The following is a 16,011-nucleotide window of genomic DNA, read 5'->3' as shown; positions in this document are numbered from 1 at the left end:
GGATTAACCTTTACGTTTTAATTCATCACGAATTTCACGAAGTAATTCGATATCTTCTGGAGTCGCCTCTGGAGCTGGCTCTTCAACTTTTTGACGGCGCAATTTGTTCATCAATTTCACTAACCAAAATACGACCCATGCCAAAAGCAAGAAGTTGATTAAGATAGTTAAGAAGTTACCGTAAGCCAATACATTAAGGCCTGCATCCTGTGCTGCTTTTAGCGTGGTTAAATTGTTTGGGTTATCGCCCAATACTAAGAACCAATTTGAATAATCAACGTCACCACCAAGAATCCAAGAAATAAAAGGCATGATAATGTCTTTTACCATGGAATCGATGATTTTACCGAAAGCACCACCAATGATGACACCTACAGCCAAGTCCATCACGTTGCCTTTTACGGCAAATTCTCTAAATTCTTGAATAATACTCATGTGATCTCCAGAAATTTTTTCAGCTTTAATTTTGTGACGAAGTATACATTATATCTGTATAACTATTTCCACCTAATTTACTTGGTTTTTATTAGATTCTAAATGCCATGTATAAAAATTCACACAAAACATTTTTGATTTTGGTAATACATTCTATTAAAAAGGATTTATCAAAATTATGCATGTCGAATTAAATGAATAAAGTCATTCAATTTTTGCATTTTTATTCAAAACGCCCATGCATAAAAAAACCGCTAACCTAAGTCAGCGGTTTTTTTGAAACTGTAAAATTAAACGTTACGGTTACGTTTACGTTCGTTTTCAGTCAACCAGCGTTTACGGATACGGATTGACTTAGGCGTTACTTCAACTAATTCGTCGTCTTCAATAAATTCAAGCGCTTGTTCAAGCGTAAATTCAATGTGCGGAACAAGAGTCAACGCATCATCAGTACCAGAAGCACGTACGTTAGTTAGCTGTTTCGCTTTAGTTGGGTTAACAGTCATGTCGTCTGAACGTGAGTTAATACCAACGATCATACCTTCATAAACTTCTAACTGAGGTTTAGCGAATAGACGGCCACGGTCTTGTAAGCTGAATAGTGCATAGCCCAAGCAAGTACCTTGAACCATAGAAATCAACACACCATTTTGACGTTTCGCAACAGTACCTTGTTTCATAGGACCGTAGTGCGAGAAGCTAGAAGTCATGATACCTGTACCTGAAGTCATAGTTAAGAATTCAGAACGGAAACCAATCAAACCACGTGAAGGAACAGTTGCTTCAATACGGATACGGCCTTTACCGTCAACTTCCATATTGGTCATTTCACCTTTACGGTGACCCATTTGTTCCATTACAGCGCCTTGGTGCTGCTCTTCAACGTCAAACGTTACGTTTTCGTATGGCTCTTGTTTTTCACCATCAATTTCTTTGATGATTACTTGTGGACGTGATACGCCCATTTCGAAGCCTTCACGACGCATGTTTTCAATAAGAACTGAAAGGTGAAGCTCACCACGACCAGATACTTTGAAACGGTCAGGACTGTCAGTATCTTCAACACGTAATGCTACGTTGTGAATCAATTCGCGATCTAGACGTTCACGGATATTACGTGAAGTTACGAATTTACCTTCTTTACCAGCAAACGGTGAGTTGTTTACTTGGAAAGTCATCGATACTGTAGGTTCGTCTACAGAAAGTGCAGGTAAAGCTTCAACTGCTTTTGGATCACAGATTGTGTCAGAGATATGAAGTTCATCAATACCCGTTACACAAACGATGTCACCAGCAGAAGCTGATTCAACATCGATACGCTCTAAACCATGGTAACCCATGATTTTTAAGATACGACCGTTACGTGTTTTACCGTCTTTGTCGATTACAGTTACAGGAGTGTTTAATTTCACTGAACCACGTTGAATACGACCAACACCGATAACACCTACGAAGCTGTTATAGTCAAGTGAAGACACTTGCATTTGGAATGGACCGTCAACGTCAACCGCTGGTGGTTCAACGATGTCTACAATTGTTTCGAACAATGGAGTCATGTCTTCAGCAAGTTCTTCTGGAGATGGACCAGCCACACCACGAAGACCTGAAGCATATACAACTGGGAAGTCTAACTGTTCGTCAGAACCACCAAGGTTGTCGAACAAATCGAATACTTGGTCAATTACCCAGTCTGGACGAGCGTTTGGCTTGTCGACTTTGTTAATAATTACGATTGGTTTCAAACCACGTGCGAACGCTTTTTGCGTTACAAAACGAGTTTGTGGCATTGGGCCTTCTTGAGAGTCAACAAGAAGAAGTACGCAGTCAACCATTGACATTACACGTTCTACTTCACCACCGAAGTCGGCGTGTCCCGGGGTATCCACGATATTGATACGGTATTCAGTGTTAGTACGCTTGTCTAACCATTTGATTGCAGTGTTTTTTGCAAGAATGGTAATACCACGTTCACTTTCAATAGCGCCAGAATCCATTACACGTTCGATCTCGCCTGCGCGATCGCCAAGAGCACCTGATTGCTGTAAAAGTTTGTCTACAAGAGTAGTTTTACCATGGTCGACGTGCGCGATGATGGCAATGTTACGGAGAGTTTTAATATCTGACATGTGAATTCGATACGCCTAAAGTTTGAGGGCAAATTATACAGAAAAAATATAGATTTTAGTAGTGACAGTTTATTGACAATCGCATTTTTTTTGACGACTGGTACGCTTTTGGTTTTGTAAAGCTGTGTAAACAGATTAGAATAGCGCCACCTAGCCTTAATTTTCAGTGCCGCATGTCTGATTTAAACCAATCTCCCGAAGCAAAAGATCAACTCGATTTAGTCTATGGATTGAATGATCGACCAAAACCTTTTATTGCTTTTCTCGCTGCGTTCCAACATTTATTGGCCATTATTGTCCCGATTGTGACGCCGGGTTTGCTGATCTGTTTAGCACTTGGTGTATCAAAAGAAGACACCAATATGATTCTGTCGATGTCATTGGTGATCTCTGGTATCGCAACCTTTTTACAATGTAAAAAAGTCGGTCCATTTGGTGCAGGTCTCCTGATTGTACAAGGAACCAGCTTTAACTTTATTGGTCCTATTATCGGTATTGGTTCTGCGATGGTTGCGGCAGGCACACCTGTAGAAGCAGTCATGGCATCTATCTTTGGTGTGGTGATCGCGGGTTCATTCATTGAAATGGGTGTGTCACGGATCTTACCGTGGGTGAAAAAACTGATTACCCCATTGGTAACAGGTATTGTGGTGCTATTGATTGGTCTGACTTTAATTAAAGAAGGCCTGATCAGTATGGGTGGTGGTTATCAAGCTATGGGCGATAAAACCTTTGCCAATGCAGACAACCTCATCATGTCATGTACGGTTTTGGCACTGATCATTTTATTGAACCGTGTGCGTATTACATGGGTAAAAAGTTCTGCCATCCTAATTGCCTTAGTCGTGGGTTACATCCTTGCAGGCTTTATGGGTCATTTAAACTTTGATGGCTTAAAAGATGCTCCACTGGTTCAAATTCCAACACCGATGCACTTTGGCTTAAGCTTCTCTTGGAGCTTGTTTATTCCAATGGCATTTATCTACCTTGTGACATCTTTGGAAGCGATTGGCGATATTACCGCGACTTCTAAGCTTTCAAATCAAGCTGTAGATGGCCCTGAATGGATGAAGCGTATTAAAGGTGGTGTATTGGTGAATGGTGCAAACTCATTCCTTGCCGGTATCTTTAACACGTTCCCAAGTTCTGTTTTCGCGCAAAACAACGGTGTCATTCAGTTAACAGGTGTTGCAAGCCGCTATGTAGGCATTTGGATTGCTGCCCTATTGGTTATTTTAGGCTTACTTCCTGCTGTAGCAGGTGTCATTCAGGCAGTTCCACAAGCCGTGCTTGGTGGTGCTGTGATGGTGATGTTTGGTGCCGTGGCTGCCTCGGGTATTAATATCTTGTCAGGCATTCATTTAGACCGCCGCGCACTATTAATCATTGCGATTTCATTGGCATTGGGTCTAGGTGTTGCACAAGTACCACAAATCCTTGAACATCTTCCTGAATTGTTCCGTAATATCTTCAGTTCAGGCGTTGCCACTGGTGGTATCGCTGCCCTTATTTTGAATATTGTTCTTCCTGAAGTGAAGAAGTAAGTTCATTTGTCAAAGAACACTGCCTAGGTTCCGCCCTAGGCAGTGTTTTTTATGATGGAGAAATCTATGGATCTCACAAGTGAAGTCGTTATACGACAGATCGATTTATTACAAGATCGCGTGCTTTTCGTAAATGCACCGACAGATGACTTACTCAGTCAATTGAATGACAATATTAAGCCATCGATTTGGTGCTGGAATTTTAATGATTTTCAGTACTTTCAAAATCAACAGTCAAACGTCCATTTTGGTGTCGATTTTCCTGAAGGTCAGTTTGATCAAGCGGTTATTTTTGTTCCGAAATCAAAAGAGCTGCTGAATTATTTATTACACAATGTCGCAAGTCATCTTGCTCAAGGTGCGTCTATTTTCCTCGTGGGTGAGAAAAAAGGCGGTGTTGAACGCGCAGCAAAACAATTACAACCCTTTGGTAAAACCCTAAAAATTGATAGTGCGCGTCACTGTCAAATGTGGCAAACCCTCTTAGAAAAAACTGTAACACTCAAGCCACTGCAAGATTGGGTGCAAAAATATCCAGTTGAAACCCCAAATGGTGAGCTTACGATTTGCGCACTGCCTGGCGTATTTAGCCAGAACCGTTTAGATGTGGGTACGGCTACCTTATTGCCTTATTTATCACAAGTCACTTCGGGCAAAATTGCAGATTTTGGCTGTGGTGCGGGTGTTATCAGTGCTTATTTAGCCAAACTGAATCCTAAAAATCGTATCTTTGCCATGGATGTAGATGCCTTTGCACTGGCGTCTACACAAATGACATTTGAACAAAATTTGCTTGAACCTGAACAACTTGAGATTAAAGCGGTCACAGGAATCGAGGATGCTCCATTATTTTTACATGCCATAGTCAGCAATCCACCCTTCCATCAAGGGATTCAAACCGACTACAATGCCAGTGAAAATCTATGCAAAACTTCGCGCAGACATTTGAAGTCTGGGGGTGAGCTTTGGATTGTTGCCAACCGATTCCTCAATTATCCGACTTTAATTGAGCAACATTACGGTCAATGTACAATCAAAGCCGACCAACAAGGATTTAAAGTCTTGTTTGCGAGCACGCAAAAAAATCTTAAGGAACAATGATGAGCGAAACTCAAAAACCAGCTCAGCTTCAGCGTAAGTTGGGTGCTCGCCATCTCAACATGATTGCAATTGGTGGATCAATTGGTACAGGTTTATTCCTTGCCTCAGGTGCAACCATTGCCAATGCAGGCCCAGGTGGCGCCCTGCTTGCATACTGCTTAATTGGTATCATGATTTACTTCTTGATGACCAGTCTAGGTGAGCTTGCAACACATAATCCAACTTCGGGTGCATTCTTTACCTACGGCACCAAATATGTCGAGGGTGGTTTCGGCTTCGCTTTGGGTTGGAACTATTGGTATAACTGGGCAATTACCGTGGCATTTGAATTGGTTGCAGTCCAATTCATTATGAAATTCTGGTTTCCAGATATTCCGGGCTTTTACTGGAGTGCGATTTTCCTCGCAATCGTCTTTGCCATTAATGCGCTGACCGTAAAAGGCTTTGGTGAATCCGAATTCTTCTTCTCGCTTGTTAAAGTGCTCGCAATTGTTGCCTTTATCATTATCGGCCTGTTTATGATTGGCAAAATCATGCTGACACCGGGCGTAGAAACATTTGCCAACTGGACCAAGGGTGAAGCCCCATTTGTCGGCGGTTTATCTGCCTTGATTGGTGTGGCCATGATTGCCGGTTTCTCTTTCCAAGGGACTGAAATGGTTGGTGTGGCTGCAGGTGAATCGAAAGATCCTGAAAAGACCATTCCTATTGCCATCAAGCAAATTTTCTGGCGTATCTTGTTGTTTTATATCGTGTGTATCTTCATTATCGGCACTCTCATTGCCTATGATGACCCACGTTTATTACAAGCAGCATCTACTGAAAATATTGCACTTTCACCATTTACCTTACTGTATGAAAAAGCAGGTTTTGCTTTTGCTGCATCGGTGATGAATGCGGTGATCTTGACTGCGATTTTATCAGCGGGTAACTCTGGTATGTACTCCTCTACTCGTATGCTGTTTGATATGGCACGTAAAGGCAGTGCGCCGAAAGTCTTTGGTCGCTTAGATGCACGTGGCGTACCGATGAATGCGCTTTATGCAACAACGGCGATTGCGGCATTGTGCTTCTTAACCACTTTTATCGGTGAACAAGCGGTCTTTAACTGGTTACTGAACATGTCAGGTATGTGTGGCTTTATTGTGTGGCTCGGTATTGCAGTTTCACATTATCGCTTCCGTAAAGGCTACTTGGCTCAAGGCAATAAATTAGAAGATCTTGCTTACCGTGCAAAATTCTTCCCATTTGCACCGTGGTTTGCCTTTGTTTTGTGTGCCATCGTAGTCCTTGGTCAGAACTATCAAGCCGTTTTAGATGGTGAATGGTTGGCCGTTGTTTCTACCTATATTGGTATTTTCTTATTCCTTGCCATTTGGTTCGGTTATAAGTGGAAACACAAAACTAAGTTGGTTTCCTATCAAGAAATGGATGTAAAACCGATGAAAGTTGATCAAGAATAATGTGATCACTGAATAAAAAGAGCAGCATAAGAGCTGCTTTTTTTATGGCTAAAATTGTATCTCAATACATTCACGCTTTAGCAAAATATTTCGTGAGTAATGTTGAGGAATACTGTCTGATCTATCACCAACAACTGATACGCTCACTCAATCATGTTAAGCACCGAAAATAAAAACGCCCAATGCAATGCATCAGGCGTTTGTTCAAAAGTAACTACGTTTTCAGATTAAATTTTTCAATACTTAAGAAGCATTTTGCTGTTGTACAAAGGAAATAAACTCCTCTTCACTCATCACAGGTACACCCAACTTTTCAGCCTTTTCTAATTTAGAACCTGCCTTTTCACCTGCAACTACACATTTGGTTTTACCCGAAACACTACCACTGACACGTGCGCCTAAGGCTTGAAGCATTTGCGTCGCTTCATCACGCCCCATGGTACTCAATGTTCCAGTAATCACCCAACTCTCGCCATTCAGCGGCTGACGACTTGGTGCAACAGGTGCATCCCAATGAATCCCAGCTGCCAACAAACGATCAACCACTTCGAGGTTATGCGGCGCTTGGAAAAAGTCGACAATCCATTCAGCGGTAATATCACCAACGTCTGGCGTTTTTTTCAAGGATTCGAGATCTGCATGACGAATCGCATCAAAGGTTTGGAAGGTATTGGCGAGCATGCGTGCCGTGGTTTCACCCACGCCTCGAATGCCGAGTGCATAAATAAATGCACCTAGTGTCGTTTTCTTACTATTTTCAATAGAATCGATGAGGTTTTGAACCGACTTCTCACCCATTTTTTCAATGGTCAGTAATTTTTCACGATGCTCTGGCAAGCTATAAATATCAGCAACATCTTTGAGCAAATCCAAATGTAAAAGTGATTCCGCCCAACGGTCGCCTAAGCCCTCAATGTCCATAGCTTTACGCGATACAAAGTGACGAATTGCCTCAATACGCTGTGCAGCACAGTACAAACCACCTGAACAACGTGCCAAGGCTTCACCTTCGGGCATCACCACTGGAGATGAGCAGACTGGGCAATATGCAGGTAACTGAACTTCTACCGTATTTACAGGACGGAATTCAGGCCATACTTTTTCCACTTTTGGAATCACATCGCCACTACGGTAGACACTGACTGTATCACCCACACGGACATCTAAACGGTGAATTTCACCAATATTATGTAGAGTGACATTGGAAACCGTTACCCCTCCGACTGCCACAGGGTTTAAACGTGCGACTGGGGTCAAAGTCCCTGTACGCCCCACTTGCCAATCAATATTTTCAACCGTCGTGAGCGCTGCAACTGCAGGGAACTTATATGCCGTTGCCCAGCGCGGTTCACGACTTAAAAAGCCCAGTGTTTGCTGTTGCTTCAGGCTGTTAACTTTAATCACCATGCCATCAATTTCAACACTCAGGCTTGGTCGATCAATGATCATTTGCTCATACGCAGCTTGTACGTCCTGAATGTTGTCGCAAATAAAATGACGCTCACCCACGGCAAAGCCAAATTGTGTCAACCACTCAAGACTTGCAGACATGGTGGTTTGACCATGATGTGGTTCGCACTGTGCAATGCCATAAGCATAAAAAGCCAAAGGACGCGAAGCTGCAATTGCAGGGTCGAGTTGACGTAAGCTTCCTGCTGCTGCATTTCGTGGATTGGCAAAGGTTTTTTCACCTTTAGCTTCATTTTCAGCATTAAGCTTTTCAAAGCCTGACTTTGGCATCAGGACTTCACCACGGACCTCAAGCAGACTTGGAATTTCAGTCTGTGTAGAGGTCAGTACTTTAGGCAAATTACGAATGGTTTTTACATTTTGGGTAATGTCTTCCCCTGTTTCACCATCGCCCCGTGTCACACCACGGACTAAAATGCCATTTTCATACCAGAGAGAAATCGCCAGTCCATCAAATTTTAATTCGACATCATATTCAATTTTTTGATTCGGTAAGCGCTCTTCTACGCGGCGGGCAAAGGCAAATAAATCTTCTGCATTAAACACATTACCTAATGACAACATAGGCACTGCATGGGTTACAGATTCAAACTTAGATAAGGCCTTTCCACCCACTTTTGTAGTTGGTGTATCAGGTTGTACTAAATCAGGGTATTGCTCTTCTAAAGCTTTTAATTGGTGAAAAAGTTGATCATATTCACTGTCCTCAATTTCTGGCGTGTCCATGACATAGTAGGCATGGTTATGCTTCGCCAAGAGTTGAATCAGTTGTCGCATCTGTGCAACGACAGTGGATTGTTGTGTCATACATTCACCATAAAAAAGGGCGGTTCATGCTCCGCCCTCAAATTTCATTATCTGTTGCTATTATAGAAACCCACTCGGTGAGTTTCAATCAAAGACGCTTAGACTTCGATAGCTTGACCTTGACGATAATCAATCGCTTGATGACGCCAATGTTCACGCATCTGCGGTGTAAATTCTTGGTTATTTTGATCATACACAGTACCGTCAATTTCACGGGCAATTAGACGTGAAATGCTGTCCATGGTATCAAAGGCATTTTGTACATCGCTGTGTGGCAGCGCTAAGAAGAAGGCCAAACCTTTTACTTCTTCAGTCGATAAAGTTTCAAGATCAAAACCTTGCGCAGCGCCATCATTATTCATTTGCAATACAGAGAATAATAACTTTGTACCTTCTTCATCATAGCGATGGAAACAAGCCATTTCGCCAAAGCGTAAACCGTATTTCAGTAACACTTTTAATGCTTTTTCCCCCGACAAGGCACGGCTATCCGGGAACACATTTAAGGCGATATAAGTTTCCGCAGTCGCTAAAGCACTTTCTTCATCAACAATTTTTTGTTCATGTAAATGCGCATCCAAAATACTGCTTTCTTCATCAAAATCGCTGATTTCAGCTTTTTCAATTGCGCTATTTACACTAAATTCTGGCGCTTTTTCAGCAGGAACAGCATCAGCCTGAACTTCCGTCGCAGCAGTCGCTGCATGATTGGCATCGGCGGCTACAGATGCAACCGTTGTAGAGTCAGTTGCTTCTGTAGACAATGTACTGTCTTCTGTTGCAGTTTGAGCGTTTTCAACTGAAACGGGATCCGTCGTTGTCGTCTCAGTCTTTGCCGTAGCCTCAACGCTCTGCTCTGCTTGTTCCGTTGCCGTTGCTTCTGGCGTTACATTTGCTTGAACAGCTTCAGTCGTTTCAACCGCTGTGACTTTTTCCTCAGCCAAAGTCGGCTCAACACGTTGCGTGGTTTCAGGTGTATTTAACTGATTGCGTACATGGCGCGGAATAACAGGTTGCTGACTATCAGGATCAATATGTAATTCGGTGTCAAGTGATGGCGCTGCATCCGCAGGTTTACGAAACATCATTCGAATGCCCACAACCATGATAATTACAGCGATTACAATCCCAACTATAGTGGTGATTTCCATGTTATGCCTCCGCAGCTAAACCGTATTCTTTGGCTTGCTCTATATTCACAGTCACTAATTTTGAAGTTCCTGGTTCTGGCATGGTCACACCAAGTAAGTCAGTTGCCATTGTCATAGCCAGTTTATTGTGTGTAATGTAGATAAATTGCACTTGTTCTGAAAGCTCTTTTACAAGATTACAAAATCTTCCTACATTTGCATCGTCTAAAGGTGCATCGACTTCGTCTAAAACGCAAAATGGTGCAGGATTTAGGCGGAAAATCGCAAAAACCAAAGCCAATGCGGTCAGTGCCTTTTCACCACCTGACAATAATGCCAAAGAGCTGTTTCGTTTACCCGGTGGTCGTGCCATCAGTTTTACACCCGATTGCCAACCATCTTCAAGGCTTAAGCTTGCTTCACCACCATTAAATACTTTCGGAAATAACGCTTGAAGTTCTGTATTGACCTTATCAAAAGTGCTCATAAACAGCTTCCGCGTTTCCTGATCAATGCTTTTCATCGCAGCTTGCAGTTGTTCAACGGTCTTTTGCAAGTCATCAATTTGGTGGCTTAAATCATCAAAGCGTTTAGAAACTTCAGTATATTCTTCTGCCGCAGCCAAGTTGACTGCACCCAATTTATCAAACTGCTGCTGTGCTTTTTCTAGTTTTTGCTGATGGGATACCACATCAATGCTTAAACCTGTCAGCATTTCGCTGTTCATTTCTTTCAGCTGTTCAGAATAATGCTGTAAATCAGACTGCGCGGATTGCCAAGCCAGACGCTTTTCTTCCAATTGCGTACGCAATTTTTCATCTTGCTGTTGATGTGAATGGCGTTGTTCCGTCAATGTCTGTTGTTTGCTCTGAACATTATTGAGTTCAAGCTGCCAGTCATTCCAGGTTTTTTGTAAACGTTCAGTGACTTGAGCCTGCTCTGAATACTGTGACTCAAGCGCAGGCAATTCTAACTGTACTGGATCGACAAATTTCTTTGCCTGCTCCATCTGTCCAATAATTTGCTGAGTTTGCGCTTTCAAAAAGACCGTGTCTTTTTCTAATAATTCAATCTGTTGTTTTGTCTGTACAGACTGACGACGCACAATTTCCAATTCTTGCTGACTGTGTAATGCCACTTGCTGAGCACTTTCCAGTGCTAGACTCAACTCTTCAACTTGGAATTGCAAGGTTTTATAATTGGGCAAAGCTTGCTCAAGCTTCATCGTCAGCGCATGCAAATCAATTTCCAAATCGTCTTTTTGCATGGCATCTTCTTCAAGCTGTGCTTCAAGTTGCTGTAATTGATCTTCTAACTGCTGCTTTTGTAATGCAAAAGCCTGATTGGAACTTTGTACCTTCGCAATGGCAACATCAGCATTTTGAATGTCTTTTTGCCAATTTTTTAATTGGCTATGTTGCTGTTGCAGATTTTGCTGTAAAGCTTGTACGGCATTTTGCAACTCAGGCAATTGGCCTTCTAGTTGCGTTAGCTTTGGCTGCTGCTCTGCAAGTAATTCAGTCAATTCATCTAAGCGAATACGGTGGCTCAATGCACTTTGCCCTGCTTGGCTGTCCTCATCATAATCTAGACCAATCACCCAATCTGCACCGACATGATAACCATCGAGCGTGAGTATTGACTGACCTGCGGCCAGTTTAGCCTGATGGCTCAATGCCACCGTCAATGTTTCAGCAATCGCGACCTGCTGCCAGATCGAAAGTTGTGGTGCTTCAATCCACCTCGCCAAAGCGTCTAATCCAACGATTTGTACTGCTGTGTGATGATTGCCTTTGACCTGACGTGCAATACCGTCTTGAAAATTATCACTGTGTCCTAAGACTTGGGCACTCAGCCATTTAGACAAAAATTTCTCGACCAGTTGTGCATGCTGTTTACCTTGTGTGCTCAACTGCAACTGCTGCATTAAATGTTGACGCTGACTTTGCTGCTTTGGACTAGCTTTAATCATCAATTGATTTAGGTTTTTATGCTCTGACAACAGCACCTGTATTTCTGACTTTAGCTGCAACACCGTATTTTTGTGCTGTGCCTGCTGTTCTTGTGCAGCTGCAAGCTGTGCTTGAGTTTCGGCAATCACCAGCTCTTGTTGCACAATTTGCTGTTCGAGCTGCTGCTTATCTTGCTGATACTGCTCCAACTCATCTTGCTGCGCCTGATGCTGAATTTGACCTCGTTGCTGTTGCAGAGTCTCACGTTGTTGCTCAATACGACCAATATTTTTGGTCAATTGTTCACTCTGCGCCAACATCTGTAGCTTTTGCTGTTGCTGCTTTTCAACTTGCCCACGGCATTGTTCAAATTGTTGAACCGCTTGTTGATGCTGAGCTTTCAAATCGGCTAACTGCTGGGTCTGTTCCTGACTACTGCTTTCTTGGCGCTGTAATTGCTCAACAAATCCATCTTGCTGTTCTTGCAGCGTTTCCAGTTGTAACTCCAATAACTGTAAACGTTCTTTGGTTTGAGCTTTTTGCTTTTCAAGCTCCACCAAACTTGCCGAATTTTGTGCAAATAAACCCTGCTTTTGCTCCAGTGTCATTTTCAACTCAGACAGTTTCTTTTCCGCCTGTTGCCATTCACTTTGTAAGGGGGTGGACTGCTGAATAAGCCGTTGAAATAAAGCACTGGTGGAAGATAAGTCATGCTCTAGAGTATTCAGCTCAGAACGCACCAGTTTGAAGGTTTCCCCGAGCTCATTCATCTGAAGCGTGTATTCTTGCTGTAAACGCATACTTTGCTCACATTGGAAAGACAGCACTTCGATCTTAATAGTACGAATTTGGGTTTCTAATTCTTTATATTGCACCGCCGTTTCAGACTGACGCTTTAAGGTTTTCAACTGAGACTTCAGTTCTGATGCAATGTCTTCGAGACGTTCTAAATTTTGAGTGGTGTGTTCTAGATGCTGTAAAGTTTCACGACGACGAGCTTGATATCGAGAAACCCCAGCTGCTTCTTCAATATACACACGCATTTCTTCAGGTTTGGCATCGACCAAACGGTTGATCATGCCCTGTTCAATAATCGCATACGAACGTGGACCTAAACCGGTACCTAAGAAAATATCGGTAATATCACGACGGCGGCATTTGGTGCCGTTGAGGAAATATTCGGATTTACCATCACGATTGACCTGACGACGAACTGCTAGTTCAGTATAGGCATTATAAGCGCCACCTAGCTTGCCATAGGTATTATCAAAACGCAGTTCAACACTCGCCATCCCGACTGGTTTACGCTTTGCCGTTCCGGTAAAAATAACATCTTGCATGGTGCCACCACGCAATTGACGGGCACTGGACTCCCCCATAACCCAACGAATGGCATCAATCACATTGGATTTACCACAGCCGTTCGGTCCAACAACCGCACTACGGTTGCCTTCAAATTTTAGAGTTGTGCTATCGGCAAAAGATTTGAAGCCGGAAAGTTTTAAACTGCTTAAACGCATAATGTCCTGATCAGCGGCGTGAACGTCTCGCCCACGCTAATTCAATTTGTTTCATCCGTGTTAGTGATTCCAACACAAGGTTGCGTAAGTGTCGACAAAAATCTTCCATAAATAAAGTGGCTTGATGTGATTTTCTGATTAAAACTGCATCAGTCACTAATTTAAACAAATCAAAAGATTCTTGTATTTCACGTCGTGAAATATTCAGTGTCAGGAAATAACTACGTCTGAGTGATGGCAACAATTCTTGGTAATAACGCATCAGGTAAGTATTTCCCACCATTTCATGCTGACGAGCCATGCCCTGAAAAATCAGATCATAAAACTTTTCGGTATTGCCTTGGCGAGTTTCCACGTCTAATTGTTCAAGTAATAACTGAATACGCTCAGCTTCATGGCTGCGCCACGTTTCCGCCATACGATGCACAATTTGGCCCAACAATAATGCTGCAATATCAAATAATGAGCGCACTTGTAAAGCCGACATTTCAGAGACTAAGGCGCCACGTCGCGGGTAGATTTCAATGAGTTGGGTCCGTTCTAAAATCAATAAAGCTTCACGAACAGAGCCACGGCTCACATCCAATTCGGCCGCAATTCTAAGTTCCTGAATACGCTCGCCTTCGACCAACTCACCGCGAATAATTTGTTCACCGATGTGTTTGGCAATTTGTTCTGACAAACTGTCCGCTTCTTGTTGTTGCATACTGTTCCTATCTTTTTTTTATAAGATGCAATGTTCAGATTTACACTCAATCTATTTGCATTAGAAACGATAAGCAACCTAATTGAACATGACATTGTCTGACAATCTTGTGTCAACAAAGCCAATTTTTTCAGTCAAAACGGACAATCATGCGCCAAAGGCTTGCATACCTTGGTAAATAAAATAGCAGCCGACTGTTGTTAATAAACATGCAAAACAACGCTTTAGCATAAATGGCGACAACATATGAGCCACTTTCGCACCCAATTTCGCAGTGATGAAGCTCATGACACTAATCCCGATAAATGCATAAATATGGATATAACCAATGGTATTGGGAACCTCGATATCGGCATGATGACCAAACCACATAAAGCCAAGGGCCCCTGCAATCGCAATCGGTAAACCACATGCAGCAGATGTCGCGACCGCTTTTTGCATAATGACGCCGTTTTTATTCAAATACGGGACGGTTAAGCTACCACCACCAATACCGAAGATCGCAGAAGCAATCCCAATACCACCGCCTGCTACCATTTGCATGGCTTGTGAGGGTAAATGTTTATTCGGATCGACAGGTGTTGCTGCACCTCGAAACATTTTAAAGGCTACCCAGACCGCAAAAAAGCCGATTAACAGTTGCAAACCCTGCCCTGAGAGATAATCAGCAATGCCTGCACCGAGAAATGAACCGATCACCAAACCTGGTGCCAAATTCCGAAAGACATTCCACAGCACTGCACCTTTTTTATGATGCGCCGAAACCGAACTGAGTGAGGTGACAATAATCGTGGCTAAAGATGTGCCCACCGCCATGTGCATAATCACACTGGGATCATACTGAAGTTGGGTAAAAACGATGAATAAAATCGGCACAATAATCAGACCACCGCCAACACCAAATAGCCCCGCAGCAAAACCAGCGATTGCACCAATCAGTAAATATATGATTAACTCCATCAATATTATTCCACAACTCTCAGATTCAAATGGATTTAGAGACCAGACACTTACAGCAATTGCTGAGCACAGTACCTCAACCGCCTGAAGTTTTATTACTGAAGCCCATTACTACATCGACCAATGACGATGTCCGTGAGATTGCCAAAAAAGGCATTCAGCATGTTTTGGTATGCAGTGAACAACAGACTCAGGGCCGTGGGCAACGCGATCATCAATGGGTCTCACCCGTTGGTAATATCTATTTAAGCACATTGCTGAATTTACAGACAGCGATAGATGGACGGCTTGCACTCGAAATTGCCTTAAATATCTTGCAAATGCCAAGTTTGCAAAATCTCGCATTACAAGTGAAATGGCCCAATGACCTATATAGCCCACAAGGCAAATGGGGCGGGATTTTGATTGAACCAATTTCGCCACATCAAGCGATTGTCGGCGTGGGCATGAACTTATTTCCGATTCCATCCACAGGAATTGAGCAACGCGCAACGTCGTTATATGAACTCGGACTTCACTCGCCAAACCGTTTACAGTTAATCGCTGAACTCTATGCAGCGATTCAACTTGCAGGTGAATGGTTCGATCATAACTGCTATAACCTCGCTGCACGATTCAACCATTATGCTGCATTTATGCAACAGCCTGTTGAGCTTGAACACCTACAAGGCAAAAGCCAAGGCCGCTTTCTCGGTATTGAAAATGATGGTTCGATCAACATCCAAACGTCACAGCGCTTAGAAAATCATTTCCAAGGTCGCTTACGTTTAGCAGATCAATCATAAACAGGATTGCAA

The 16,011-nt window shown here is 42.8% G+C and carries 11 protein-coding genes; 4 read left to right on the top strand and 7 right to left on the bottom strand.

The window, feature by feature from the left end:
- Positions 1-3: 3 nt before the first annotated feature.
- Both mscL and typA read right to left on the bottom strand, forming a co-directional pair.
- The gene (gene mscL / locus FTT85_RS08685) at positions 4-435 is read right to left on the bottom strand and encodes a large conductance mechanosensitive channel protein MscL (protein ID WP_078192339.1); all 432 of its coding nucleotides are present in this window, start codon (positions 433-435) and stop codon (positions 4-6) included.
- Between the two features lie 290 nt (positions 436-725).
- The gene (gene typA, locus FTT85_RS08680; protein ID WP_078192340.1) at positions 726-2,561 is read right to left on the bottom strand and encodes a translational GTPase TypA; all 1,836 of its coding nucleotides are present in this window, start codon (positions 2,559-2,561) and stop codon (positions 726-728) included.
- Between the two features lie 173 nt (positions 2,562-2,734).
- Here typA and FTT85_RS08675 point away from each other — a divergent pair, with 173 nt between their 5' ends.
- The 3 genes from FTT85_RS08675 (at position 2,735) to FTT85_RS08665 (ending at position 6,669) form a co-directional block, all read left to right on the top strand.
- Positions 2,735-4,105 carry a uracil-xanthine permease family protein gene (locus FTT85_RS08675; RefSeq protein WP_078191151.1) on the top strand — a complete coding sequence of 457 codons (1,371 nt, stop codon included), beginning with the start codon at positions 2,735-2,737 and terminating at the stop codon, positions 4,103-4,105.
- A 66-nt stretch (positions 4,106-4,171) separates the two neighbouring features.
- On the top strand, positions 4,172-5,206 hold the full coding sequence (locus FTT85_RS08670; RefSeq protein ID WP_078192341.1) for a methyltransferase: 1,035 nt from the start codon (positions 4,172-4,174) through the stop codon (positions 5,204-5,206).
- Positions 5,206-6,669: an amino acid permease gene (locus FTT85_RS08665; RefSeq protein WP_180042200.1), complete on the top strand. Its 1,464-nt coding sequence runs from the start codon at positions 5,206-5,208 to the stop codon at positions 6,667-6,669. The genes FTT85_RS08670 and FTT85_RS08665 overlap by 1 nt, the downstream gene beginning before the upstream one ends.
- Positions 6,670-6,912: 243 nt before the next feature.
- Here the strand turns inward: FTT85_RS08665 and ligA are convergent, their stop codons facing one another.
- The 5 genes from ligA to FTT85_RS08640 all read right to left on the bottom strand — a co-directional run bounded on the left by ligA (position 6,913) and on the right by FTT85_RS08640 (position 15,214).
- A complete protein-coding gene (gene ligA, locus FTT85_RS08660) occupies positions 6,913-8,946 on the bottom strand; it encodes an NAD-dependent DNA ligase LigA (protein ID WP_180183329.1) in 2,034 nt (677 codons plus the stop codon).
- 98 nt (positions 8,947-9,044) lie between these two features.
- A complete protein-coding gene (locus tag FTT85_RS08655) occupies positions 9,045-10,097 on the bottom strand; it encodes a cell division protein ZipA C-terminal FtsZ-binding domain-containing protein (RefSeq protein WP_180183328.1) in 1,053 nt (350 codons plus the stop codon).
- 1 nt (position 10,098) lies between these two features.
- Positions 10,099-13,548 carry a chromosome segregation protein SMC gene (gene smc / locus FTT85_RS08650; RefSeq protein ID WP_180183327.1) on the bottom strand — a complete coding sequence of 1,150 codons (3,450 nt, stop codon included), beginning with the start codon at positions 13,546-13,548 and terminating at the stop codon, positions 10,099-10,101.
- Positions 13,549-13,558: 10 nt separating this feature from the next.
- Complete coding sequence (locus tag FTT85_RS08645; RefSeq protein WP_180021411.1) at positions 13,559-14,254, bottom strand: GntR family transcriptional regulator; 696 nt, start codon at positions 14,252-14,254, stop codon at positions 13,559-13,561.
- A 147-nt stretch (positions 14,255-14,401) separates the two neighbouring features.
- Positions 14,402-15,214 (bottom strand): sulfite exporter TauE/SafE family protein, encoded by an 813-nt coding sequence (locus FTT85_RS08640; protein ID WP_180183326.1) that lies wholly within the window; start codon positions 15,212-15,214, stop codon positions 14,402-14,404.
- A 29-nt stretch (positions 15,215-15,243) separates the two neighbouring features.
- Between FTT85_RS08640 and FTT85_RS08635 the strand changes: the two genes are divergently transcribed.
- Positions 15,244-15,999, top strand: a complete 756-nt coding sequence (locus FTT85_RS08635) for a biotin--[acetyl-CoA-carboxylase] ligase (protein WP_180183325.1) — start codon at positions 15,244-15,246, stop codon at positions 15,997-15,999.
- Positions 16,000-16,011 lie beyond the last annotated feature (12 nt).

This window comes from Acinetobacter sp. YH01020 (assembly GCF_013420275.1).
Taxonomy (GTDB): Bacteria; Pseudomonadota; Gammaproteobacteria; order Pseudomonadales; family Moraxellaceae; genus Acinetobacter; species Acinetobacter amyesii.
Note: the sequence above shows the minus strand (reverse complement) of the source record. Positions and strands in the feature narration are given on the sequence as shown.